The following is a 23,319-nucleotide window of genomic DNA, read 5'->3' as shown; positions in this document are numbered from 1 at the left end:
CTATCTTCGTATTACCAACGGAGTGTGGAGGTGGAGATGAGCGGCGAGCGCCCGGGCATCAGGCTCAACTGTCATGCCTCGGCAGCGCTCGCCCTCGCCGCGCTGTGCCTCGCACGTCTGTGGGCGGAGGCGGACGTCGAGAGCCCGGCGGAATAATACCCCGGCCGTCTCCGTATCAAACTTTCGGTTGATGCTAACGTGGTGGCCATGACGGCGACCACGGTCCAGCGACGCAGACGTGGCATCTCCCCGTGGGTGCCGAACCAGCACGGAGCCTGGGCGATGCTCATCAGCCCCGCGGTCCTCGGCCTCGTCGCCGGCCTCCGGGCCCACCTGCTTATCGACGCCCCCTCCCACCGCCCCCTCCTCGTCCTCCCGGCCGTGCTCGTCGCCTGGTTCTTCGGCTATTTCGCCTTCTTCGCGTTCGGGCTGGCGGCCAAGGCGCGCACGCGGGAGCGCCGCGCCACTTATCTCCCGCCCGTCTATGTCTACGGATCCATCTCCCTGGTCGGGATCGCCGTGGCCCTGCTCCTGCAGCCGCACCTGCTCTGGTGGGCGCTGCCCTTCGCGCCGCTCGTCGCGGTCGCGGTGGGGGAGACCCTCCGCGGGCGGGCCCGCTCGGCGTTGTCCGGCGTATCGACGGTCCTCGCCTCAGCGCTCCTCCTGCCCGCCCTCACCGCGGTCGGCGGGGGAGCGGGCGCCATCGATTCGGTGCCCGCCATGATCTGGCTGAGCATGGTGTTTCTGGCACTGTACTTCTCCGGGACCATCCCCTTCGTGAAGACGATGATCCGGGAGCGCAACAACCCGACCTATCTCCGCATCTCCATCGGCTACCACGTCCTGGCGATGCTGGCCGTGCTCGCGTGGGCGCTCTGGTCGGGGAGCTGGATGGTGGGTGGGCTTGCAGTTCTCACCATGGCGGTGGCTCTGGGGCGGGCGGTGTGGATCCCCTGGTCTGCGCGGCGGGGAGAGCCGTGGACCGCGCGGCGCGTCGGCATGGCTGAGGTCCCCGTCCTGCTCAGCGCCTGCGTGGCGGTTCTGGCTGCGATCTTCTTCTGAGCCGCCCCCGCACGGCGCAAATCCCGGGTTAGGTGTCGTAGAAACGACGCTCCCGGGATTCACTTCTCCACAATTCGGGTTCCGCTGCTCCTGGAACCGGCTCTGTGAAGCATTACCTGGAGCGTAACCTGGATCACACGGGAAGGCAAGGGGTGAAAAAAGGACGGCCACCGGAATTCCGGTGGCCGTCCTATCTGCTCCGCCAACTGGGCTCGAACCAGTGACCCTTCGATTAACAGTCGAATGCTCTGCCAACTGAGCTATGGCGGATTAACTTGTTCTGCTGCCGTTCCGCTGGTGTGCTTCCCTGCAACGAGACTTAACTATATGAGACTTTGCCGTAGGTGCCAAATCGCCAGGTCATCGCGGAAAAAGGATGCCTTTGCGGGGTCCGGGACCGGCCCAGTTATACTGACGGAGTTCAGTACGGGGACCTCCCCGTCCGGGGGCTATAGCTCAGTCGGTTAGAGCCGCGGACTCATAATCCGTAGGTCGCGGGTTCGAGCCCCGCTGGCCCCACACTGAACCGAAACCCCAGACTGTCACTGGTCTGGGGTTTCGCCCATTTTCGGCCGTTGAACTGCAGTAATGGCGAAAGGGTATAAGGGGCATTAGGGTACGGGCTAGAACACCTGTCCCCCATAATGTGTCGTTCGGCGAAGTTGATCAACTCACTGTCGGGCATGTCGTCGGTTGAGGATCGGTTCACCCGTGCCGGGGCCACCAACCGGGGCCAGGCGATGCGCTACTTCCTCGGCGAGGATGGTTCTCTGCGTGGCCAGCCGATGTTTGATCGGTTGTCGGTGCCGCAGATTATCCGCCAGACGGAGGGTGATCCGCAGCGTCGCATTGCTCAGCTTTACCGTCACGGGTATCTCCTTGATGTTGCGCCGGGGGGAGAAGGCAGACGAAGTGCTGGCTACGCTGCGTGGCAGTTCGGGGGTGCCGCCGATCAAGCCGCCCCCGGGTAAGCCTCCGGTGGCGCTGGGAGGGCCCGAGCCGGAGCCGCTCCGATACCTCGAGCAGACCGTCGCTCGAGTGGCTGACGACTCGGAAATGTTCGAACAGGTCTCCATGGCAGTCCGTCCGAAAGTCCCGAGCGAAGTATTTACGACGTTCGCGATCGCAGCAGGTGGAACGTGGACGGACCGTCTGTGGCGGATCGAGGGAGAGCATAAGGACAAACCCCACCTCCATGAGTGGGCCACGTTCGTGAGACTCGCAGAGAACGGCCATGAGGTGGTCATCCTGCCTCGGACAGACAAAAAGTCGCCCGACGCCTTGATTGATGGTTATCTCTTCGACGCCAAGACGCCTACAGGAAGCGGAAACAACACGATCAACAACCAGCTGAAGACCGGCCGACTACAGGCGTCCCGGCTAGTGATCGACTTGCTCCAAAGTGACCGCCCCATCAGTCAGGTCCTAGACGACCTGAAGCTGTCAAAGGCAAGGTATACTGGAAAGTTATTGGAAGTTATCGTAATTGGTCGTAATGGAGACGAGGTGAGGTTCGAATATGAGTAACAAACTGGCGACTGCCACAGATGCTCCGATCGATCTCGTGCTGCCCCTCCTGCTGGATGCCACTTCCATCGAAGCCGAAGTAGTCGCGTCTGAAGAGCTCACCTACTGGCTAATCACACCGCGCGGACAGCGTATAGCCCTAGATTACGGGCCTAAGTCAACTGTCGACGAGCTGGAGACGTTCATCTCGGTCGACTGGGATGAACTTGCTTTGCAAAATGAGATCCTTCGCGTATTGCAACAGCTGCCGTACGAATGTCGACGCTTTGACAAGGACGATGAAAAAACTGTGTTTCGCCCGGAGAACGCCCTTCCCGCCGAGCCCTGGACCCCGTCCTAGACGCTGACCGCGACGCACCCGTTACCGACCCGGTAGCGGGTTTTTCTATGCCCACCTACTGATCGAGAGGATCAACTCGCATGAACAATAATCGTCCCTGGCTGCGTTTCATCGAAGGCCTGAACGAGAACACCGGCTCCGCGCCGGCCACGCCGGACCCCACCCCGGCCCAGATGGCGCCGGGGAGCAGTCCGCGCAGGGCACTACCCCGTCGACCGACGCGAGTCAGGACGACGGCAAGGACGGCGAGGACCCAGACGCGAGTGGATCGAAGCGAGCTGTTCTCGCTGATCTCGCGAAGGAGCGTGACAAGCGCCAGTCCCTCCAGGCCGAGCGCGACGAGCTCCAGGCGAAGGTCGCAGAGTTCGAGCGCGCCCAGATGACCGACGCCGAGAAGGCCGAGGCTGACCGCAAGGACATCGACTCCAAGTAATCCGACGGCGCAGGCGCTGATCGCCGCCCACGAACGTACGTCGACGCTTGCCGAGCTGGCGGCCGAGTTCAAAATCCCCGCCGCGATGGCGGACCGCATCCAAGGTGAGACATCCCAGCAGATGCGCGGTGAAGCGGAAGCAATGTCGACGTCCTAGGGGCCTTGCATGGGCAAGCTCTTCAGTCAGTCCCAGCAGCATCCCTGGATGCGGCAAACTCCAGGCAAGTCGATCGCTCACCCGAAAAGCGAACTGACCGCCACCGCCGGTACAAGTCCACCCACCGCTCAACCTCAACCTCAACTTGAATAAACGGGGGTTGAAGTGGGGGTTTAGAGTTGCCCGCCGAGCGAGCCAAATGGACACTGGTTCGTGTTACAGCAAGGTGATTTCACGAGGCCGTTGGGGAAGACGACCCTCGTCTGACACTGCCTGATCCGCCGACCGCGGACTCAGGCGGTGGCCGTTCCTGCCGAAGGATCTTCGACATGACCACCCTTGCACCTTCGCTCGCACGATGGTTGGGCGCCGCCGATTCGAAGGCACCGGACCACCTGTGGGAGACCCCTGACGTGAGCGCCCCGGCGATCCTCACCGCGCGCACCGGGGTCCTGACCATCTCCGGCATGCCTCGGGCCCTGCGCCCCCGCATTGAGACCGCCATGGTTCTGTGCCTCTCGCGTGATTCCGCCCTGGAGATCCCGGGGGCGGATCCGCTCACTTCTGACTGGTTCACTCCCTGGCGGCGTTCCGGTGGGCGCGGTCCCGGCCTGCATGTGGCGTGCCGGCAGGTGCTCACGGGCACTCCGGAGGAGTTCGAGAGGTTGCGGGCGATCGTCGATAATCTGGCGGACCGTTATTGCTTCGACGCGGAGCTGGCCCTCGCCGGCTGAGCCGGCTGAGAACGCACGAACGCCGCGTGGGCCCGGGAACGGGGCGCACGCGGCGTCGATAAGCGGGGGACTAGAAGTCCCAGTCGTCGTCCGTCGTCTCCTCGGCGGTGCCGATGACGTAGGAGGACCCGGAGCCGGAGAAGAAGTCGTGGTTCTCGTTGGCGGAGGGGTCCAGCGAGGTCATCACGCCGGCGTTGAAGCGGCAGGAGTCCGGCGGGAAGATGCCCTCGTAGCCGAGGTTGTTCATGGCCTTGTTGGCGTTGTATCGCAGGAAGGCCTTGACGTCCTCGGTCCACCCGATCGGATCGTAGATGTCCTGGGTGTAGTGGGCCTCGTTGTCGTAGAGGTCGAGGAGCATCTCGAGGGCGAACTCCTTGTCCGCCTCGTTCTCCTCGGCCGACAGCTGCTTGGCGGCCTGCTGGAACTTGTAACCGATGTAGTAGCCGTGGACGGCCTCGTCGCGGATGATGAGGCGGATGATGTCCGCGGAGTTGGTGATCTTGCCCATCGAGGCGAAGCGCAGCGGCAGGTAGAAGCCGGAGTAGAAGAGGAAGGACTCGAGCATGACCGAGGCGATCTTCTTCCGCTGCGGGCTGCCCGTCTGGTACTGCTCGATGATGGTGCGGCCCTTGTACTGCAGGTTCTCATTCTCCCGGGACCAGCGGAAGGCGGCGTCGATCTCGGGGGTGTCGGCCAGCGTCATGAAGATGTTGGAGTAGCTCTTGGCGTGCACGGACTCCATGAAGGAGATGTTCGTGTACACGGCCTCCTCGTGCGGGGTGACCGCATCCGGCAGGATCGACATGGCGCCGACGGTGCCCTGCATCGTGTCCAGGAAGGTCAGCCCGGTGAACACCCGCATGGTGGCCAGCTGCTCCTCATCGGTCATGTTGCGCCACGACGGGATGTCGTTGGACACGGGGACCTTCTCGGGCAGCCAGAAGTTGGTGGTCAGGCGGTTCCAGATATCCAGGTCGGTCTGGTCCGGGATGCGGTTCCAGTCGATGGAATCGAGGACGTCGCCGGACTCGTAATGGACGGGGGTGCTGATTGTCTTTGTGCTCACGTTCTCCCACCGGGAATCGAACCCGAGAGCCGGAAAAGACCAGCGTGTGACCAGTTACACCATGGGAAATCCCCTGTGGGGGTGGCGGGCCAAGGGGACAGCCCTCACGAGTCCACACCTTAGCCCCCCGCGCGCGGGAGTTCTACTTCTCGATGCAGGCGCGTTAAGACCGGTGGGCCTCGATGTGGGCGTCGAGCTCGCCGACGGTCGGGAGGGAGAAGATGGTGGCGTCGTCGAGACGCACGCCGAAGGTGTCCTCGATCCGCACCGCGATCTCGATCATCGCGAGGGAGGAGATGCCCAGGTCCGTGAGCTTCGTGTCCGGGGTGAGCGCCTCCGGCTCGACCCCGGAGGCTTCTTCGATGATCTGGGCGAGTTCCGGGGAGGGGACAGGTGTGGTCATGGCACCGATCCTAGTGGGCGGAAGGGCCATCGGTAGTCTCGGAGGTATGGCTTTCGCCCCACATGACCTTCCGCAGCTCCTCCGCAGCTGGGTGATGCGGCTGTCGCCGGGAGGCCGCCGTCGACTCGCCCTGAAGCTCGGCGAACTGCATTCCGGGACGCGCGAACCGGGCCTGACGGGCATGGACAGGGTCGGCACCGTCGACAACGACGGCGTCCTGGTCCACTGGTACGAGTACGGCGATGTCCGCGCGCACGATTCCGCGGTGACCATCGTCTTCGTGCACGGTTTCACTCTCGCGGCCGAATCCTTCTACCTGCAGGTCAATCACCTGCGGGAGAAGTGGCCCGGCGCCCGGATCCTGCTTCTCGACGTCCGCGGCCACGGCCAGACCGGCAAAGTCGACCCCGCCCTCTGCACCGTCGAGGGCGCGGCCGACGACACCCTGGCGGTACTACGGGCGCGCGGGGCGGAGGGGCCGCTCATCCTCGTGGGGCACTCCCTCGGCGGGCTGGTCGTGCTCAACCTGGTGCGCCGCTGCCCGGACATCCTGCGCGGCAACATCGCCGGCATCGTCCTGGTGGCCACCTCCATCGAGGCGCTCTCCGACCAGGGCCTGCCGCAGATCCTCGCCTCCCCGGTGGCCGACCAGGTGTACAACGCGGTGGAGAGCTCCCCGCAGGAGGCCCGCAAGTTCAAGGAGCAGGCCGCGCTCATCCTGGCCCCGACGCTGGCGGTGACCGTGTTCCACCGCAAGACGGACTACCGCATCATCGAATTCCACGCCGCCATGATCCACGAGACCCCGCTGGAGACCTTCGTGGGATTCTTCGGGGACCTGCAGGAACACGATGAACTCGCGGCCGGCGAGCACCTGCAGGGCATCCCGGGGTACGTCATCGCCGGCGACAAGGACGATGTCACCCCGATCTCCCAGGCGGAAAGGCTCATCGAGGTGTGGCCCGAGGCATGGCTGCAGATCCCCCGGCACGCCGGGCACATGGTGCCGCTCGAGGCGCCGGAGGTGCTCAATGCCGCCATCGACCGCCTCATGATCCGCACTCTGAAACAGATAGACTGAGCGGCGTGACTGCTCTGGAACTGGTGAAGGACTGGCCCGTCGACACGTACGCGGCGGCGGTGATCGACGGCGACGACATCGACCGGGTCGGCGACCTGGGCAAGGTCTTCGACCTCATGAGCGTGACCAAGCCGTTGTCCACCTACGGCTTCCTCCTGGCCATGGAGGAGGGGATCTTCGACCTCGACACCCCGCTCGGCCCCGAGGGCTCCACCGTGCGCCACCTCCTGGCCCACGCCAGCGGCGTCGGCTTTAAGGAGGGCGACCGGATCCGCGGAGTGGGGGAGCGCCGCATCTACTCCAACTACGGTTTCGAGATTCTCGCCGACGCCGTCTCCGCTGCCGCCGGCATGAGCTTCGCCGCCTACCTGCAGGAGGGCGTCCTCGACCCGCTGGGCATGAAGTGGACCCGCCTGCTCGGCGCCGCCGGCTGGCAGGCCGAGGGCACGGCCCACGACTTCATCACCTTCCTCCTCGAGCTCATGCACCCCACCCTGCTGCATCCCTCGACGATGGCAGAGGCCACCACCGTCCAGTTCCCCGAGCTCAACGGCATCGTCCCCGGCTACGGCATGATGAAGCCCTGCCCGTGGGGCCTGGGTTTTGAGATCAAGGGCGAGAAGAACCCCCACTGGACCGGGCCCTCCATGCCGGCGGACACCTTCGGCCACTTCGGGCAGTCCGGCACCTACCTGTGGGTCGCCCCCGGCACCGGGCGCGCCATGGTGGCGCTCACCGACCGCCCCTTCGGCGACTGGGCCAAGCTCCTGTGGTCCGAGACCAACGAAGCGATCTGGGCCGAGCTGGAGGGTTAGCCACCGAAGAGCTTGTTCCACAGGGAGTTCGTGTCCGGCGCCTGCCGCGTGATCACCTTGACGGTGGAGCCGCGCACCACGCCGCTGAGGATGACCCGCGGGGCGTTGGGGTGGGGCTGGGTGGTCTCCACGGTGACGGTGGACAGGGTGTCCCGGAGCCGATTCTCCACGTAGACGCCCGGCGGGACGATGACCTCCACGACGGACATGTTGGCCGTGATGTCGAAGGTGCACACCGGGGCGGCCGCCTGGGCCTGGCGCAGATCCAGCTTGAGGGTGGAGCCGTTGAGCTTGAAGCGCGACATCTCGGGCACGGTCCACTGCCCGACGCGCTTGATCTCACCCATCGTCGACACCACCGGCTGGTTTTCCACCGGCAGCGCCAGGTACGCGCCCGCCTGGGCCATGGGCACCGGGGTGTTGGGCAGCTGGGGATGCGGCGGCGGCGCGCCCAGGTGCTGCACCCGGATGCGGTGGAGCACGGAGACGTCCTGCGTCGACCACACCACGTCACTGAGCCGGTCGAAGTCCTCGAAGGACAGCCGGCCCGCGCCGACCAGCCGGGTCAGGTCGGCCTGCAGCTGCTCGCGTTCGTCATCACGGGGTGGGATCGGTCGGTTGTCGCGGTGCATCACCCTGTCAACGATACCCAGGCTGGGGGCGGGCGTCGAAAAGCGAAAAGGCCCTGCCGGAGGGCAGGGCCTGGACGCTTGCTGGCTTACACGACGGTGGGGTCGTCCAGCTGGTACTTCTCGGCGGCCTGCTGGGCCACGGAGATGTCGAGCTTGCCCTCGCGGGCCAGGCCCATGAGCACGGCGACGACGACGGACTCGGCGTCGATGTTGAAGTATCGACGTGCCGCCGGGCGGGTGTCGGAGAAGCCGAAGCCGTCGGCGCCGAGGACGATGTACTCGCCCGGCACGTAGGCGCGGATCTGCTCCTGCAGGTCGGTGGCGAAGTCGGACACCGCGACGAAGGTGCCGCCGGAGACCTTCTTCATCTGTCGGGTGGCGAAGGCCTCCTCGATCTCCGCGGCCGGGTTGCGCAGCTGCTCCTTGTTCTTCGCCGCGCCGTCGCGGGCCAGCTCGACCCACGAGGTGACGGAGAAGACGTTGGCCTTGACGCCGTACTCCTCGGCCAGCATCTGCTGGGCCTTGAGGGCCCACTGCATGCCGACACCGGAGGCCAGGATGGAGGCCTCGGGGCCGCCGTCGACCTCGAGTTCCTCGGCGCGGGAGAACAGGTACATGCCCTTGTGCAGGCCCTCGACGTCGAGGTTCTCCGGCTCGGCCGGCTGCGGCACCGGCTCGTTGTACACGGTGAGGTAGTAGATGACGTTCTCGCCGCGGTCGGGGCCGTACATGCGGTCGATGCCCTCGTGGAGCAGGTGGGCGATCTCGTAGGCGAAGGCCGGGTCGTAGGAGACGACGCCCGGGTTCGTCGACGCCAGGATCTGCGAGTGGCCGTCCATGTGCTGCAGGCCCTCACCCGTCAGGGTGGTGCGGCCGGCGGTGGCGCCGATGAGGAAGCCACGGCACATCTGGTCGGCGGCGGCCCAGATGCCGTCGCCGGTGCGCTGGAAGCCGAACATCGAGTAGAAGATGTACAGCGGGATCATCGCCTCGCCGTGGGTGGCGTAGGAGGAACCGGCGGCCATGAAGGAGGCGACGGAGCCGGCCTCGTTGATGCCCTCGTGGAGGATCTGACCGTCGGTGGCCTCCCGGTAGGAGAGCATGAGGTCGTGGTCCACCGGCACGTAGTTCTGGCCGTGCGGGTTGTAGATCTTCAGGGTGGGGAACCAGGAGTCGAGGCCGAAGGTGCGGGCCTCGTCCGGGATGATCGGCACGACGCGGCGACCCAGCTCCTTGTCGCGCATGAGCTCCTTGAAGGCACGCACGAGCGCCATCGTGGAGGCGACCTCCTGCTTGCCCGAGCCCTTGCGCACGCTGCGTAGCTTCTCGATGTCCGGCACCTGCAGCGGCGTGTACGACTGACGACGCTCCGGGACGTACCCACCCAGCTCCGCGCGACGCTCCTTCATGTACTGGATCTCCGGGGCGTCCTCGCCCGGGTGGTAGTACGGCGGCAGGTAGGGATCGGCCTCGAGGACCTCGTCCGGGATCGGGATGGACTGCTTGTCGCGGAAGCTCTTGAGATCCTCCGCGGCCAGCTTCTTCATCTGGTGCGTGGCGTTGCGGCCCTCGAAGTTGTGGCCCAGGCCGTAGCCCTTGATGGTGAAGGCGAGGATGACCGTCGGGCGGTCCTTGGTCTCCAGCGCGCGCTGGTAGGCGGCGTAGACCTTGCGGTAGTCGTGGCCACCGCGGGGCAGGGCCCAGATCTCCTCGTCGGTCATGTCCTCGACGAGCTTGGCGGTGCGCTCGTCGCGGCCGAAGAAGTGCTCACGGACGTAGGCGCCGTCGTTGGCCTTGAAGGTCTGGTAGTCACCGTCCGGCGTGGTGTTCATGACGTTGACCAGGGCGCCGTCCTTGTCCTTCTCCAGCAGGACGTCCCACTCGCGGCCCCAGATGACCTTGATCACGGACCAGCCGGCACCGCGGAAGAAGGACTCCAGCTCCTGGATGATCTGGGTGTTGCCGCGGACCGGGCCGTCGAGGCGCTGCAGGTTGCAGTTGACCACGAAGGTGAGGTTGTCCAGGTTGTTCAGCGCCGCGTGCTGGATGAGGCCGCGGGACTCCGGCTCGTCCATCTCGCCGTCGCCGAGGAAGGCCCACACGTGCTGCTCGGAGGTGTCCTTGATGCCGCGGTTGTGCAGGTAGCGGTTGAATCGCGCCTGGTAGATCGCGTCCATCGGGCCCAGGCCCATGGAGACGGTCGGGAACTCCCAGAAGTCCGGCATGCCGTGCGGATGCGGGTAGGAGGGGATACCACCCTGCGGGCGGGAGACTTCCTGGCGGAAGCCGTCGAGGTCGTCCTCGCTCAGACGCCCCTCGAGGAAGGCGCGGGCGTAGATGCCGGGGGAGGCGTGGCCCTGGAAGAAGATCTGGTCGCCGCCACCCGGGTGGTCCTTGCCGCGCCAGAAGTGGTTGAAGCCGACCTCGTAGAGCGGGGCGGCGGAGGCGTAGGTGGAGATGTGCCCACCGACGCCGATGCCCGGACGCTGCGCGCGGTGCACCATGATGGCGGCGTTCCAGCGCATCCAGCGGCGGAAACGCTTCTCGATCTCCTCATCACCCGGGAATTCCGGCTCCATCGTGGTGGGGATCGTGTTGACGAAGTCCGTGGAGGTCAGGTTCGGCAGCGGAACGCGCTTGAGGGTGGCGCGCTCGAGCATGCGCAGCATGAGGTAGCGCGCGCGGGCCGGGTCCTTCTCCTCGAGCAGACCGTCGAGGGAATCCATCCACTCCTGGGTCTCCTCCGGATCGGTGTCGTTGAGGTAGGACGCGACGCCGTCTCGGATCGCGGGGTAGTGGGAGTTGCCTGTGCCGCCGTTCGCGTTCAGGTCATCTGCCATGGTGAGCCTCCAGGTTTGTGATGGTGAGATGGAGCATCGGGCCCGCCGGCTAGGTGTTCCGGACGGGCCTGAATGTCGGTTTCCAGGATACGTGTTTTCATTGGCCAAGGTTCCTCGGGGCATTTGAAAACTTTGCGAAGATTGGCCCGTCTATCAGGCACGCTTATCGACGCCCCGTTTCCCCACGTCATCACCTTGTGTCGCCCATCACAGCGACATGTTGTTAATTCGGGACCGTGTACCCCCGATTGCTTTCCGCCGCACGATCGGCACGGGGGAGGGGGGAAATCAAGAAAAACCGCAGCACACCTTGTATCCTGCCTAGCAGTAACCGTATAAGGCCGATCCCATACGGGGAACGGCCGAGAACAAGGAGGAAGAACGACGTGGTGGACGCTCCGGGCGTAGTGAAGAAGAACGCCCAGGACTACGCACAGATTCTCGGCGTCGAGTCGGGAATGACTGTCCAGGAAGTCGGATGGGACGAGGATTCTGACACGGCCATCTCGGAGGCCGTCGAGGACGCCATCGGAGAAGAGCTTCTCGACGACGACACCGACGAACTCTGCGACGTCGTCCTCCTGTGGTGGCGCGAAGAGGACGGGGACCTCGTCGACGGTCTCGTCGACTCCCTGCGCCCCCTCGCCGAGAACGGCCGCATCTGGCTGCTCACCCCCGGCGCCGGCAAGCCCGGCACCATCGCCCCCGGCGAGATCTCCGAATCCGCCCAGTTGGCGGGCCTGGTCCAGACCACCTCCACCCGCCTCGGCGCCTGGCAGGGCTCCTGCCTCGAGGCACGCGGCCAGAAGTGACCCGTATCGCGGGCGCTCATCCGGCCCGTGATACTCTTTCTCAACCCGTACAGCGAGTCAGGCGCTCTTAGCTCAGCTGGAAGAGCAACTGGTTTACACCCAGTAGGTCGGCGGTTCGAGCCCGTCAGAGCGCACCACCGGTGAGGTAGTTAAGCAGTAAGGTTCCCCGAAATACGGCCTGTATTTCGGGGAACCTTACTGCTTAAACACCCTCAGCGCTGCTCGTGGAGCCGCCCGGCGATGCGGGCCTCGGCGGCCGTGTCCTCGGCGGCGAAGATGCGGGCCACGTCGGCCGCGTGCTCTTCGGGCACCCACACGTGGACCGCGTAGTCACCGGTGGAGACCCAGCGGTGGCCCTCGGGGGAGGCGTCCTCGAGGATGTGGCGGATGACGTCGGGGTCCGCCCACTCGCCCTCCACCGCGACGTCGAGGTGCACGGCGTCCCCGCCCTTGAGGTAGGAGAGTTCGCCGACCGGGTTGTCCGTGAAGTGCGGCCCGAAGTGGAGGTCGCAGTGGACCTGCGTGAAACGGTCGCGGGTGCCCGCCGCGTCGGCGGCCTCCCAGAGGAAGAGGGCGTAGGAGTCGTTGGAGATCACGCACTCGGGGTCGAAGACCAGTGAACGCGGGAACAGCGGGGTGCCGTCGTCCTCGGAGAGGCGCAGCAGCGCGCTGAGGTGCTCGAGGCGGAATCCCTGGGGCCCGTTGTAGTAGTCGAAGTCGATGTCGTCGACGATGATCTCGCGGGAGGGGTGCAGTCCGAAGGAGGCGGCGTTGTCCAGCGCGAGCAGCAGCACCTGGGCGGCTTCGCGGGGGTCGTAGCTCAGCTGGGTGGGCTCGGGCGTGCGCCAGCGACGGGGCAGGGCCGCCCCGACCGCGCGGGCGTCAACGAGCCGGTCAGCGCCGGAACCGAGTAGGCGATTCCAAAAGCCCATGGTGTCTCCTGCGGAAACTAGTTGGGGTGTGTGACCCCACCATAGTGTGCTGCGGAAGGTTCTGCCGGGAGAACGTTCAGAAGCGGTCGCGCTCGCGCTTGGCGAAGCGTTCGTAGTGGTCCGGGCGGGCATCGCCGTAGCGTTCGCGGCGGGTGGCGGGCTCGGAGGGGGCGTCGAGTGGGGCGTCGATAAGCTCCTGGGATTCGTCGCGGACCCGGCGACGTTCACGGAGTTCGGCCCAGATGAAATAACCGAGGCCGAGCGGGGCCATGATGCCGAAGGCGATCCACTGGAAGCCGTAGGACAGGTGGGAACCGCGGTCGAGTTTGGGGACCGGGATGGCGTTGAGTTCGCCGGGTTCGCCGGCGGAGAGCTGCACGTAGTCCTGCGCGAGTGGCACGCCGACGACCTCGGAGATCTGCTGGGTGTGGATGCCGTAGACCTGGCGGTAGCCCTGGTCCTCCATGGGGGCGCTCGTCGGCGCGATCTCGTTGAGGCGGGCGTGGCCGTGGATGGTGACCTCGCCTGCGGGGGCGGCGGTCATGTCGGGGATGTTGCCGTCGATGGGGACGGTGAAACCGCGGTTGACCAGGAACGTCTCACCGGAATCGAGGCGGAAGGGGGTGAGTGCGTGGAAGGCGGGGGAGGAGTCGACGGGGCGCATGCGCAGGAGCACCTCATCCTCGGTGAGGTATCTGCCCTGCAGGGTGACGCGCCGCCATTCCTCGTCCGGGGTGATCTCGCCCTGCGCGCCGAAGACCTCGGTGGCGGGGACGGGATCGGTACGGAAGGCGGCGTCGATCTGGTTGTTGCGGTGGACGATGGCGTCGTCCTTGCCCAGCTGCCAGGGGGCGAGGAAGGTGAAGGCGATGTAGGAGAACGCGATGATGATGAGCAGCATCATGATCCAGCCGGGCCGGAGGAAGACGAGGAGTCCCTTCCGGCCTGGTGCTTGCCGACGTCCGTAGCGCTGCCTGTTCGTATCCATCGAAAGTTCAGTGTACAGGCCGGGTCTACTGCGCCTACCGAGCCTACCGAGCCCGAGTGCTCACCTGCACGGCCGCGCGGACGTGCGCCAGCAGGCCCGCGACGGCGGCCTCGATCTGCTCACGGGTCTCGACGAAGCCCTCGGGCCCGCCGTAATAAGGATCGGCGACGCAGGCCTGCTCGGGAGCCGCAGGGTCGAAGCTGCGCAGCAGGCGGATCCGCTCCTCCGGGACGTCACGGGCCAGGAGCTCCGCGACGTGGCCGGTGTCCAGGGCGATGAGGAGATCGGCCGCGAGATCCTCCGGGCCGATCTGGGAGGCGACGTGATCGGAACCGTCATGGCCGGCGCTGCGTAGCTCGGCGACGGCCCGGCGGTCCGCGCCGTTGCCCACGTGCCAGCCCCCGATACCGCAGGAGGACACCCGCACGCGGTCGGCGAGTCCCGCCGCCTCGACGGCGTCGTGGAAGATCACCTCAGCCATGGGGGAGCGGCAGATGTTGCCGGTGCAGACGAAGTCGACGTGGTAGCGCTCATCCTCGTGCGGCGAGCCAGTCATGGACGATCCCTTCCAGAGCCTGGGGAGTGTGTGCGGTGTGGGCCGCGGTGGCCCACTCCTCGGGGGTTCCGTAACCCCATGAGACGGCCACTGTATCAATACCGTGCGCGGCAGCCCCCGTGATGTCGTGGGAACGGTCGCCGACCATGAGGATATCGTGACTGTCCGCCGCCCACCCGTTCGTGGAGAGAACGTGATCGATGACGGCGGATTTACTCCGGCGGGGCCCGTCCTCCTGCGCCGCCCCGATGAAGTCGAGGTGCGGCAGGAAGCCCTCCCGTTCGAGGATGAGCCGGGCGAAACCCTCCCCCTTGGAGGTGGCGGTGGCGATCGTCAGGCCGGCGTCCTTCCAACGGTGCACCAGGTCGAGCATCCCCGGGAAACTGGTGGCATCCGCCCAGCCGCCCCGGCGGGTGTAGTCGAGATAGACCTGCAGGCCCGCCTGCGCCTGCGCGGGCGACATGCCCAGCGAGCGCAGCGTCACCTCCATGGGCGGGCCCGCGATGCGCCGCTGGAACTCCTCGTCCGGGTGCGGCCATCCGAGCTGGTCGAGGGTGTGCAGGAAGCCCGCCCGGATGCCGGGGAGGGAATCGATGAGTGTGCCGTCGACGTCGAGAAGAAGAATGCTCACGGCCCCCAATGTGCCACAGAATCGGGCGTCTACACTTGGGGGCCATGAGTACCGTCGGTTCAATCGTGTCGATCCTGGAGTCCGCCTACCCGCCGTCACTCGCCGAGAGCTGGGACGCCGTCGGGCTGATCTGCGGAGATCCCGCCGCCGAGGTGGACACCGTGGCCTTCGCCCTCGACTGCACACAGGAGGTGGCGGAGGAGGCGGTGCGCAGTGGCGCACAGATGCTCGTCGTGCATCACCCGCTGCTGCTGCGCGGCGTGACCTCCGTCGCGGCCGACACGCCCAAGGGCAAGGTCATCCACACCCTCATCCGCGGCGGGGTGGCCCTCTTTGCGGCGCACACCAACGCCGATTCCGCCCGCCCCGGTGTCAACGACCTCCTCGCCGAGCTCGTCGGCATCACACCCGGCCGTCCGATCCTGCCGAAATCCGGCGCCGCAATGGACAAGTGGGGGGTCCACATCCCGCCGGCGTCCGTCGACACCGTGAAGAAGGCTCTTTTCGACGCCGGCGCCGGGCACATCGGCAACTACCGCGACTGCTCCTTCGACATCGAGGGCACCGGGCAGTTCACGCCCGGGGAGGGCGCCGACCCCACCGAGGGCACCATCGGCGAGACCTTCCGCGCCGCCGAGGTCCGCGTCGAGTTCATCGCCCCGGCCCGCCTCCGGCGCCCGCTTATCGACGCCCTCCGGGCCGCCCACCCCTATGAGGAGCCGGCCTTCGACATCCTCGAGATGGCAGACACCACCGACGCGGACCTGGCCTATGGGCTGGGGCGCATCGGCGAACTACCGCAGCCGATGACCCTGCGGGAGTTCACCCAGCAGGTCGCCGACGCCCTCCCGGTCACCGAGTGGGGCGTGCGCGCCGCCGGCGATCCCGAGACGATGGTGCAGCGGGTGGCCGTCAGCTCCGGGTCCGGCGACAGCTTCCTCGACGCTGTCCGCGGGCTGGGGGTGGACGTCTACGTCACCTCTGACCTGCGGCATCACCCCGTCGACGAGTACCTGCGCGCCGGGGGCCCGCCCGTCATCGACACCGCTCACTGGGCCAGCGAATTCCCCTGGACGTCGCAGGCTGCTGAGATGGTGGGGGAGAAGGCGGGCGTCGAGACGCGTGTCATCAACCTGCGCACCGACCCCTGGACCCTGTCCGCCCACGCAAGCGAGTAGAAAGAACAGACATGAAACTCGATCCCACGCAGCAGATCCTCCTGCTGGAGCTGGCCAACACCGAACGATCCCTCGACGTGGTGGGCGACACGGCCTTCGTCACCCCGGAGCAGCAGGAGGTGGAGCGTCTCGTCGCCGAACAGCAGCGCATGCTCAACGCCTCGGCGGCCGCGCAGATGGCCGTCGACGACATGGAGGCGGACATCCTGCGCATCCAGGAGGACGAGCGCAAGCTGCGCAAGCGCGCCGCCGACGACAAGGCGCAGCTGAGCGCGGAGACCGATCCCGTGCGCCGCCGCGATCTCGAGCACGACCGCTACTCCGCGAAGTCCCGCATCGCCGACCTCATGGGCGAGCTCACCGAATGCCACAACCAGATCCACGCCCTGCGCAACAACCGCGACAACCACGGTGCGCGGAGCGATGAACTCGCCCGCCAGCTCGAGGTTGCCCGCCGCGCCGCCGAGGCCGCCAACGCGGCCGCCGCCGCCATCCCGGACCCGGTCGAGCACATCGCCGCGCTGCGCGCCCAGCTGCCGGAGAGCGTCGTCGCCGCCTACGACGCCCAGAAGAACGAATCCGACGTGGGGGCCGCGGACTTCAACGGCCGCACCTGCGGCGGCTGCTACATTGTGCTCACCGGGCTCGACCAGCAGCGCATCAACCGGGCCCCGGCCGATGAGATGCCGCGCTGCCCGGAATGCGGCACCTACCTCATCCGGAAGCAGGCCGAGTGACCACTGCCGAGCATGTGATCATCTACGCCGACGGCGGCTCGCGGGGAAACCCGGGGGTCGCCGGTTCCGGCACGGTCGTCTACGCCGCGGACGGTCGCACGGTACTGCGTGACATCGTCTATGTCGTCGGCAAGAAGGCGACGAACAACGTCGCCGAATACCACGGCATGTTGCGCGGACTCGAGGCCGCCCGAGACCTCGGCGCCCGCCGCGTCGAGATGTTCATGGACTCCAAGCTCGTCGTCGAGCAGATGAGCGGGCGCTGGAAGATCAAGCACCCCGACATGCAGGCCCTGGCCCTCGAGGCCCGCCGGATCGCGGAATCCTTCGACTCCGTCAGCTACACCTGGGTGCCCCGCGCCCGCAACGCCGCTGCCGACGCCCTGTCCAACCAGGCGATGGACGCCGCCGCCGCCGGGGCTGACCCCGGAATTGTGGGGGAGACTGTGGCTGACACTCCGGCCTCTGCAGCGGGGTCGCAGGTGGGCTCCCCGGCCCACTGGGCAGGGGCGACGTCCCGCCCGACGCGTTTCGTCCTGCTGCGCCACGGGCAGACGGCGATGTCCGCCGCGAAGCAGTACTCCGGGCACTCCGACCCGGAGCTCACCGATTTGGGCCATGAACAGGCGCGGGCGGCGGCCCGCGCGCTGCGGGAACGCGGCGACATCGACGTCATTGTCTCCTCCCCGCTCACCCGGTGCCGGCAGACGGCCGCGGCCGTGGCGGAGGAGCTGGGCCTCGAGGTGGAGATCATCGACACCCTCATCGAGCAGGACTTCGGCGCCTGGGAGGGCAAGACCTTCGAGGAGGCCCACGCGCTGAATCCGCAGCAGCACGACGAGTGGCTCGCCGACCCCAGCATCGCCCCGCCGGGCGGTGAATCCCTGCAGAAGCTGCACAGCCGCATCCGTAACACCCGCCGTGAACTGCAGCAGCGCTACGAGGGCCAGACCGTGCTGGTGGTCAGCCATGTCTCGCCGATCAAGTCCTTTGTCCGGCAGACGATCGACGCCGGGCCGCACGTGGTGGCGCGGATGTTCCTCGACCTGGCCTCCCTGTCCGTCGTGGAGTTCTTCGGGGACGCCGGCGCCCGCGTCGGCTCCTGCCTGCGGGTGTTCAACGACACCGCTCACCTGCGCTCTTCCCGTTAGGGGAGGCGCGGAGTAAGGTGGGGAACCGCGAATGAGTCGGCCGGGTGATCGCGGCGACCTCACCACCTCGTTGTCGGGGCAGGAGGGCGTCGAGGAAAGTCCGGACTCCACCGAGCACGGTGGTTGCTAACGGCAACCCGGGGCGACCCGCGGGCCAGTGCAACAGAAAGTAGACCGCCCGGTTTCGGCCGGGTAAGGGTGAAAGGGTGCGGTAAGAGCGCACCGGCGGGGCAGGTGACTGTCCCGGCCAGGTAAACCCCACCGGGAGCAAGGCATCATGGTCTGCCACGCCGCAGACCGGATCGGACGCTTGAGGGCTGCTCGCCCGAGTCCGAAGGTAGCTGCTTGAGGCGGTCAGCGATGACCTGCCCAGATGGATGATCACCGCCCTCGCGGGCACAGAATCCGGCTTATAGGCCGGCTCATTCGCGCTGCGTCATGCTTCTCGACGCCCCCGTGTGCGCCCATTGTTGTGGAACAATGGGGCGCCATGAAGCTCTACGCCGCGCCGCTCAACTTCCGGGGAATCGCCGAGGAATTCGAGGTTCCCACCGACTTCTCCGCGCAGCTGCATGCGGAGGCGGCAGCGGCCACCGACCGCTACGCCGGCCAGCGCCGCGACATCCGGGATGTGCCGCTGGTGACCATCGATCCGCTCGGGTCGATGGACCTCGACCAGGCGGTGCACATCGAACACCGCCCGGGCGGCTACCGCGTCCACTACGCCATCGCCGACGTCGCCGCCTTCGTCGCCCCGGGCAGCGCCCTGGAAGCCGAATCCCTGCGCCGCGGTCAGACGATCTACCTGCCGGATGAGCCCGCCCGGCTCCACCCCGAGGAGCTGTCGGAGGGCTCCGCCTCCCTGCTTCCTGACGTCGACCGCCCCGCCGTCCTGTGGACCTTCGACCTCGACGAGGCCGGGGAGGTGGAGCACTTCCACGTCGAGCGCGTGCTCGCCCGCTCGCAGGCGCGCCTGGACTATGACTCCGTGCACGCGGACTATCTCGCGGGCAGGATGCACCCGTCCATCGCGCTGCTTCCGGAGGTGGGGCAGTTGCGCGAGGTCTCCGCCCTGCGCCGCCGCGCCATCAACCTCCGCCTTCCCTCCCAGCGGGTCCGCGCGCTCGAGGACGGGACCTTCGAGCTCATCGTCGAGCCGCGCCACGAGGTCATGGACTGGAACTCGGAGATCTCCCTGCTCACGGGCATGTGCGCGGGCGTGCTCATGGTCCGGCACGGGGCGGGACTGCTGCGCACCCTCGGCCCGGCGACCAGGGAGGCGGAGGAGGTCTTCCGCGCGGAGGTCCGGGCGCTGGGGTACGAGCTTGCCGACGACCGCGAGATCGGTGAATTCCTCCAGACCGTCGACGCCACCGACGCCCGCGGCATGGCCGTCATGCGGGAGGCGCAGAAGCTGCTCCGGGGCTCGGGATATGTCAACCTGGCCAGCGGCGAGCCGGAGGTCCACTCCGGCATCGGCGGCTACTACTCGCACGTCACGGCGCCGTTGCGACGTCTCATCGACCGCTTCGCCACGGAATACTGCCTGGCGATCTGCGCCGGGACCTCCGTTCCGGCGTGGGCCACCTCCCGGGCGGACGAGGTGGTCTCGATCATGGAACAGACCTCCGCGTTGGCCAGCAACGTCGACCGCGCGTGCCTCGACCTCACCGAGGCGACCGTGCTGGCGCCGTGGGTCGGGCACAATTTCGACGCTGACGTCCTCACCTCTGATGCCGCCCGCAAGCGCGCCCGGATATTCGTCACCGATCCGCCGGTGCTGGCGGAAGCGGTGGGTGCTCCGCCGCAGGGCACGACCGCGCGGGTGTCTCTGGTGCGCGCGGACGTGGAGACCCGCGACGTCGTCTTCGCCTGGCCGGCTGATTAGGCGCGGTCGAAGGAGGCCCTGATCTGCGAGCCGATGAGCCGGCGCGCCACGGCCCCGTCCTCGATGACCCCCGCCAGGTAGACGAAGGGGTGGACCTGGCCCGCGAACTCGATGACCGTGGCCGGGATACCTTGCTCGAGGAGCGCCGCGGCATAGTCCCGTCCCTCGTCGACCAGCGGGTCGTGGGAGGCCAGGATGAAGGTGGCCGGGGGCAGACCCGTGAGATCGGGGTTGCGCAGCGGGGACATCCGCGGATCCTCGCGGTCGGCGCCGCCGGCGTAGGTGTCGATGAAGTACTGCATGTTCCGGCGCGTGAGGTAGTAGCCGTCCGCAAAGGTGGAGTAGGACTCCGTGTCGGTCGAGGCGGCATCCGTCACCGGGTAGACGAGCACCTGGTGGGTGAGCGCCGGGGTGTGCGCACGGAGCTCCTGGGCGACGACCGCCGAGAGGTTGCCGCCGGCGCTGTCGCCGGCGATGGCCACCTGCTCGGGGATGACGTTCACGCCCGACTGACCGGACAGCACGGCGCGTGCGACTGCCAGGCAGTCCTCCAGTCCGGCGGGGAAGGGGTGCTCGGGGGCCAGGCGGTAATCGATGCTGATGCCGATCGCGCCGGCGGCGGTGGCGATGTCCCGCACGGCGGTGTCGGCCAGGTCGAGGGAGCCGGTGACCCAGCCGCCGCCGTGGATCCACAGGAACGCCGGCTGCGCGGCATCCTGCTCGACGGGAATGTAGACCCGCACCGGAACCCCGGCGATGGTGGTGTCGTAGACGCGCTCGCAGGCGGTGGTGGGGCCGGAGATTTCCGCGGCGGCGTCGACGTCCGCGCGGTTGCGCTCGACGGAGAGGGTGTCCAGCGGAGGTGCGTCGGCCACGATCTCCAGGAAACGGGTGGCGTCGGGGTGAACGAACATGTGGATTCTCCTTCAGGTGGGGGGTGGTGGAACCTTCAGGAGTGATTTAACGTGGGCGGTATCATAACTTTCAACGGTGTTGACATAAGGAGGTTCCCGCCATGACCAGCCGTGACATGCCCCCGGAGCGGCGGCGGCGCCGCCGGACGACGCAGTCGGGGGCCGTCCTCGACGAGAAGACCATCGTCGACACCGCCCTGCGGCTCTTGCGGGAGGGCGGCCAGGAGGGGTTGTCCACCCGCCGCCTCGGGCGGGCGCTGGGAGCCGATCACACCGCCATCTACCGCTACTTCCGGAACATGAATGAGCTGGAACTCGCCCTGGCGGACGAGCTGATCGCCCGGGGCACCAGCACCTGGCACGCGACAGGCGTCTGGTACGAAGATCTCGAGCGCTGGGGGCTCAGTGCCCATGCGGTCTACATGGACAACCCCGCTGCGGCGCAGATCGCCGCCACCCGCATCACCGGAGGGGACCCGGAGCTCGCCGGGGTCGAGGCCATCGTCTCCCTGCTGCGGGATGCCGGCTTCCCGCCCGGTCACGCGGTGATGTTCTACGAGCTGTTCATTTCCCAGCTCCTCGCCTATGCCCGCTGGGACTCGGCCAAAAAGCTGCTGCCCGAGGAGGAACGCAAGCGCGACATCTCCCGGTGGAAGGACATCTACGGCACTGTGTCGCCAGAGGATTACCCCGCGATCACCGCGAACGTCAACGTCGTGGGCGGTCTCGCGGGGCTGGACACTTACCCGCGGACCCTCCGGATTCTGCTGGCCACCATGCGGGCGACTCTGGCCGAGCTACGCGATAGGCCTTAGTTGTCGGCCAGGTCGGCGACCGCGCCACGCCCGAGCCGGATGACCACCAGCCCGTCAGCGGACAGATCCTGCGTGAAGTTCGGGGCCCGACGGCCATCGACGGCGGCGATGACCGCCTCGACGTTGCCGGCGGAGGCGGCGCGCGCCGCCAGAGCTCCCCGGACCATGCACAGCTGGACCATGGCCTCCGAGCCCAACAGGCCATAAGGGCCGGTCAGCCCGGACTGCGACTGCGCGAGCAGGGGCCAGATCTCCTCGGTCCGGCGCGCCCGCAGAGCGCGTGCCACGCGCTGCGCGCGGACGGTCTCCCGGTCCTCGAAGCTCAGCCAGGCGGCGGCCTCGCCGATCTCCGGGGTGTTCTCCTCACCATGCACCTTGTGCACCGCACTCAGCCACTCGATGACGCGCTGGGAGGCGTCGGGGAGCAGTCGGAGGGATTCGGTACCGAAGGCGCGGCTGGCCTCCTCCACGAAACGCCGCCTCCGCAGGATCTCCTCCGAACGGTCCACCCGGGCGCGCTCCACGGTGATGACGTAGAACTCCAGGCTGCTCGACTGCGGGTGCGGGGCCTGCGTGACGGAGCCGTCGGCGTAATCGATGACGGAGATCGTGTCCGACTGTCCGCGCAAGGCCGCCGTGAAGCGGGCGCGCAGCGGAGGGACGGGGGAGAACATCTCGGCCGCCTGGGTGCAGACCTCGGCGATCCGGGCGCGCACCGGCGCCTCGCCCAGGTCTTCTTCCTTACCGAGCAGCGCAAGCGCGAAAGCGACACCGCGCGCGGCCTCATCTCCGAGACCGGCGCCGTCCGGGATGTCATTGACGATCGTGACATCCAGACCTCCCGTGTCGCGGGAGAGCAGCTGGCGGCTGATGAGGGTCCAGACGATACCGGCGAGCTGCACCGCCAGACCGCCTTCGCTCGCGGGGGGAGCCGCCGGGCGGCCCCGGTCGTCGATGACAGGCTGGCGGGCCGCCGCCAATTCGGCGATGACCCCCATGCTCACCTCGTCGCTCAGCACCTCGGTGCCCTGGACCGTGGTGTCGTGCATGACGACCGACACCAGATCGTCCGCGCGCGCGGACAATGCGACCGCCACGGCGGGTTCCGCCAGCGCCGCCAGAACCACACCCCCGGAATGGTCCACATGCTCACCGATGAGGAGCCAGGTCGCGGGGGCGTGCGCCACCTGGGACGGCGTCCGCCCGGTCCGTTCCTCGTGGGCGATTCTCGCGCGCTGGGCTACAGGCACCTCGTTGACGGGCCACATCGGCATGATCGGTGTCTCCTTACATTCGTGACATTTCCCACCTTAGTCGTCGACTCCGGGCTCCGAGCACGGGTAGCCTGGGCTCAGTAGATCACCTGACAATTCTCAAGGAGGACAGCATGGAACCCGATGACCTGAAGTGGTACTTCGACCCGTCGACCGGTGAGGTCACCCAGGGCAAGGAGGGAGCCTGGGACGATCGCATGGGCCCCTACGACACCCGCGAAGAAGCAGCCGGTGCCCTCGAGATCGCCGCGGCCCGTAACGCTGCCGCCGACGCGGAGGACAAGTCCGAGGACGACTGGGGTGAGCCCGCCTCCTGGGAGGGGGAGAAGTAGCCTCCCCGCCGTTGCGGCCCC

At 67.3% G+C, this 23,319-nt stretch carries 25 protein-coding genes, 3 tRNA genes and 1 other RNA gene; 17 read left to right on the top strand and 12 right to left on the bottom strand.

What is annotated here, in order from left to right:
* Positions 1-207: 207 nt before the first annotated feature.
* Positions 208-1,062 carry a YwiC-like family protein gene (locus ACFPUZ_RS02110; protein WP_376999403.1) on the top strand — a complete coding sequence of 285 codons (855 nt, stop codon included), beginning with the start codon at positions 208-210 and terminating at the stop codon, positions 1,060-1,062.
* A gap of 197 nt (positions 1,063-1,259) precedes the next feature.
* Here the strand turns inward: ACFPUZ_RS02110 and ACFPUZ_RS02105 are convergent.
* Positions 1,260-1,332, bottom strand: a tRNA-Asn gene (locus ACFPUZ_RS02105).
* A gap of 175 nt (positions 1,333-1,507) precedes the next feature.
* On the opposite strand from ACFPUZ_RS02105, the gene ACFPUZ_RS02100 reads away from it, so the two are divergent.
* From ACFPUZ_RS02100 to ACFPUZ_RS02090, 3 genes are all read left to right on the top strand, one after another.
* Positions 1,508-1,581: transfer RNA gene (locus ACFPUZ_RS02100), tRNA-Ile, on the top strand.
* Positions 1,582-1,893: 312 nt separating this feature from the next.
* Positions 1,894-2,589 carry a CdiA C-terminal domain-containing protein gene (locus ACFPUZ_RS02095; protein WP_376999401.1) on the top strand — a complete coding sequence of 232 codons (696 nt, stop codon included), beginning with the start codon at positions 1,894-1,896 and terminating at the stop codon, positions 2,587-2,589.
* Complete coding sequence (locus ACFPUZ_RS02090; RefSeq protein ID WP_376999399.1) at positions 2,582-2,929, top strand: hypothetical protein; 348 nt, start codon at positions 2,582-2,584, stop codon at positions 2,927-2,929. Before ACFPUZ_RS02095 ends, ACFPUZ_RS02090 begins: the two co-directional genes overlap by 8 nt.
* Before the next feature lie 55 nt (positions 2,930-2,984).
* Here the strand turns inward: ACFPUZ_RS02090 and ACFPUZ_RS02085 are convergent, their stop codons facing one another.
* Complete coding sequence (locus tag ACFPUZ_RS02085) at positions 2,985-3,461, bottom strand: hypothetical protein (RefSeq protein ID WP_376999397.1); 477 nt, start codon at positions 3,459-3,461, stop codon at positions 2,985-2,987.
* 67 nt (positions 3,462-3,528) lie between these two features.
* Here ACFPUZ_RS02085 and ACFPUZ_RS02080 point away from each other — a divergent pair, with 67 nt between their 5' ends.
* Positions 3,529-3,672: a hypothetical protein gene (locus tag ACFPUZ_RS02080; protein ID WP_376999395.1), complete on the top strand. Its 144-nt coding sequence runs from the start codon at positions 3,529-3,531 to the stop codon at positions 3,670-3,672.
* A 176-nt stretch (positions 3,673-3,848) separates the two neighbouring features.
* Positions 3,849-4,253 carry a hypothetical protein gene (locus tag ACFPUZ_RS02075; RefSeq protein WP_376999393.1) on the top strand — a complete coding sequence of 135 codons (405 nt, stop codon included), beginning with the start codon at positions 3,849-3,851 and terminating at the stop codon, positions 4,251-4,253.
* Positions 4,254-4,323: 70 nt separating this feature from the next.
* On the opposite strand, the gene nrdF is transcribed toward ACFPUZ_RS02075, so the two are convergent.
* Together nrdF and ACFPUZ_RS02065 are read right to left on the bottom strand one after the other, a co-directional pair.
* Entirely contained in the window at positions 4,324-5,319 is a 996-nt protein-coding gene (gene nrdF / locus ACFPUZ_RS02070; protein ID WP_376999391.1) for a class 1b ribonucleoside-diphosphate reductase subunit beta, read from the bottom strand.
* 163 nt (positions 5,320-5,482) lie between these two features.
* The gene (locus ACFPUZ_RS02065) at positions 5,483-5,722 is read right to left on the bottom strand and encodes an acyl carrier protein (protein ID WP_376999389.1); all 240 of its coding nucleotides are present in this window, start codon (positions 5,720-5,722) and stop codon (positions 5,483-5,485) included.
* Between the two features lie 46 nt (positions 5,723-5,768).
* Between ACFPUZ_RS02065 and ACFPUZ_RS02060 the strand changes: the two genes are divergently transcribed.
* Positions 5,769-6,803 (top strand): alpha/beta fold hydrolase, encoded by a 1,035-nt coding sequence (locus tag ACFPUZ_RS02060; protein WP_376999387.1) that lies wholly within the window; start codon positions 5,769-5,771, stop codon positions 6,801-6,803.
* A 5-nt stretch (positions 6,804-6,808) separates the two neighbouring features.
* The gene (locus ACFPUZ_RS02055; RefSeq protein WP_376999385.1) at positions 6,809-7,618 is read left to right on the top strand and encodes a serine hydrolase domain-containing protein; all 810 of its coding nucleotides are present in this window, start codon (positions 6,809-6,811) and stop codon (positions 7,616-7,618) included.
* Here the strand turns inward: ACFPUZ_RS02055 and ACFPUZ_RS02050 are convergent.
* Both ACFPUZ_RS02050 and aceE read right to left on the bottom strand, forming a co-directional pair.
* The gene (locus ACFPUZ_RS02050) at positions 7,615-8,250 is read right to left on the bottom strand and encodes a DUF1707 domain-containing protein (RefSeq protein ID WP_376999955.1); all 636 of its coding nucleotides are present in this window, start codon (positions 8,248-8,250) and stop codon (positions 7,615-7,617) included. The two genes, ACFPUZ_RS02055 and ACFPUZ_RS02050, sit on opposite strands and share 4 nt — an antisense overlap.
* A gap of 86 nt (positions 8,251-8,336) precedes the next feature.
* Positions 8,337-11,090 carry a pyruvate dehydrogenase (acetyl-transferring), homodimeric type gene (aceE, locus tag ACFPUZ_RS02045; protein ID WP_376999383.1) on the bottom strand — a complete coding sequence of 918 codons (2,754 nt, stop codon included), beginning with the start codon at positions 11,088-11,090 and terminating at the stop codon, positions 8,337-8,339.
* Positions 11,091-11,476: 386 nt separating this feature from the next.
* Between aceE and ACFPUZ_RS02040 the strand changes: the two genes are divergently transcribed.
* Complete coding sequence (locus tag ACFPUZ_RS02040) at positions 11,477-11,902, top strand: DUF3052 domain-containing protein (protein ID WP_376999381.1); 426 nt, start codon at positions 11,477-11,479, stop codon at positions 11,900-11,902.
* A 61-nt stretch (positions 11,903-11,963) separates the two neighbouring features.
* Positions 11,964-12,039, top strand: a tRNA-Val gene (locus ACFPUZ_RS02035).
* A gap of 75 nt (positions 12,040-12,114) precedes the next feature.
* On the opposite strand, the gene ACFPUZ_RS02030 is transcribed toward ACFPUZ_RS02035, so the two are convergent.
* From ACFPUZ_RS02030 to ACFPUZ_RS02015, 4 genes are all read right to left on the bottom strand, one after another.
* Positions 12,115-12,834 (bottom strand): hypothetical protein, encoded by a 720-nt coding sequence (locus tag ACFPUZ_RS02030; RefSeq protein WP_376999379.1) that lies wholly within the window; start codon positions 12,832-12,834, stop codon positions 12,115-12,117.
* A gap of 76 nt (positions 12,835-12,910) precedes the next feature.
* Positions 12,911-13,822, bottom strand: a complete 912-nt coding sequence (locus ACFPUZ_RS02025) for an SURF1 family cytochrome oxidase biogenesis protein (RefSeq protein ID WP_376999377.1) — start codon at positions 13,820-13,822, stop codon at positions 12,911-12,913.
* A gap of 43 nt (positions 13,823-13,865) precedes the next feature.
* Entirely contained in the window at positions 13,866-14,378 is a 513-nt protein-coding gene (locus ACFPUZ_RS02020; protein WP_376999375.1) for a low molecular weight protein-tyrosine-phosphatase, read from the bottom strand.
* Positions 14,353-15,009 (bottom strand): HAD hydrolase-like protein, encoded by a 657-nt coding sequence (locus tag ACFPUZ_RS02015; RefSeq protein WP_376999373.1) that lies wholly within the window; start codon positions 15,007-15,009, stop codon positions 14,353-14,355. Before ACFPUZ_RS02015 ends, ACFPUZ_RS02020 begins: the two co-directional genes overlap by 26 nt.
* Before the next feature lie 44 nt (positions 15,010-15,053).
* On the opposite strand from ACFPUZ_RS02015, the gene ACFPUZ_RS02010 reads away from it, so the two are divergent.
* From ACFPUZ_RS02010 to ACFPUZ_RS01990, 5 genes are all read left to right on the top strand, one after another.
* Positions 15,054-16,187, top strand: a complete 1,134-nt coding sequence (locus ACFPUZ_RS02010) for a Nif3-like dinuclear metal center hexameric protein (protein ID WP_376999371.1) — start codon at positions 15,054-15,056, stop codon at positions 16,185-16,187.
* A gap of 11 nt (positions 16,188-16,198) precedes the next feature.
* Complete coding sequence (locus ACFPUZ_RS02005; RefSeq protein WP_376999369.1) at positions 16,199-16,924, top strand: zinc ribbon domain-containing protein; 726 nt, start codon at positions 16,199-16,201, stop codon at positions 16,922-16,924.
* Complete coding sequence (locus ACFPUZ_RS02000) at positions 16,921-18,075, top strand: bifunctional RNase H/acid phosphatase (RefSeq protein WP_376999367.1); 1,155 nt, start codon at positions 16,921-16,923, stop codon at positions 18,073-18,075. Before ACFPUZ_RS02005 ends, ACFPUZ_RS02000 begins: the two co-directional genes overlap by 4 nt.
* Before the next feature lie 32 nt (positions 18,076-18,107).
* An RNA gene (rnpB, locus tag ACFPUZ_RS01995) (RNase P RNA component class A) lies at positions 18,108-18,504 on the top strand.
* A gap of 61 nt (positions 18,505-18,565) precedes the next feature.
* Positions 18,566-19,963, top strand: coding sequence for an RNB domain-containing ribonuclease (locus ACFPUZ_RS01990; protein ID WP_376999365.1), 1,398 nt, complete (start codon positions 18,566-18,568; stop codon positions 19,961-19,963).
* On the opposite strand, the gene ACFPUZ_RS01985 is transcribed toward ACFPUZ_RS01990, so the two are convergent.
* Entirely contained in the window at positions 19,960-20,877 is a 918-nt protein-coding gene (locus tag ACFPUZ_RS01985; protein WP_376999363.1) for an alpha/beta hydrolase, read from the bottom strand. The genes ACFPUZ_RS01990 and ACFPUZ_RS01985 overlap by 4 nt on opposite strands.
* A gap of 101 nt (positions 20,878-20,978) precedes the next feature.
* Between ACFPUZ_RS01985 and ACFPUZ_RS01980 the strand changes: the two genes are divergently transcribed.
* A complete protein-coding gene (locus ACFPUZ_RS01980) occupies positions 20,979-21,692 on the top strand; it encodes a TetR/AcrR family transcriptional regulator (protein ID WP_376999361.1) in 714 nt (237 codons plus the stop codon).
* Here ACFPUZ_RS01980 and ACFPUZ_RS01975 read toward each other — a convergent pair.
* Entirely contained in the window at positions 21,689-22,966 is a 1,278-nt protein-coding gene (locus tag ACFPUZ_RS01975) for a galactokinase family protein (RefSeq protein ID WP_376999359.1), read from the bottom strand. The two genes, ACFPUZ_RS01980 and ACFPUZ_RS01975, sit on opposite strands and share 4 nt — an antisense overlap.
* A gap of 113 nt (positions 22,967-23,079) precedes the next feature.
* Between ACFPUZ_RS01975 and ACFPUZ_RS01970 the strand changes: the two genes are divergently transcribed.
* Positions 23,080-23,298, top strand: coding sequence for a hypothetical protein (locus ACFPUZ_RS01970; RefSeq protein ID WP_376999357.1), 219 nt, complete (start codon positions 23,080-23,082; stop codon positions 23,296-23,298).
* Positions 23,299-23,319 lie beyond the last annotated feature (21 nt).

The sequence above is a fragment of the Corynebacterium nasicanis genome (genome assembly GCF_042658165.1).
Classification (GTDB): Bacteria; Actinomycetota; Actinomycetes; order Mycobacteriales; family Mycobacteriaceae; genus Corynebacterium; species Corynebacterium nasicanis.
This window is presented reverse-complemented; position numbering and strand designations above follow the sequence as displayed.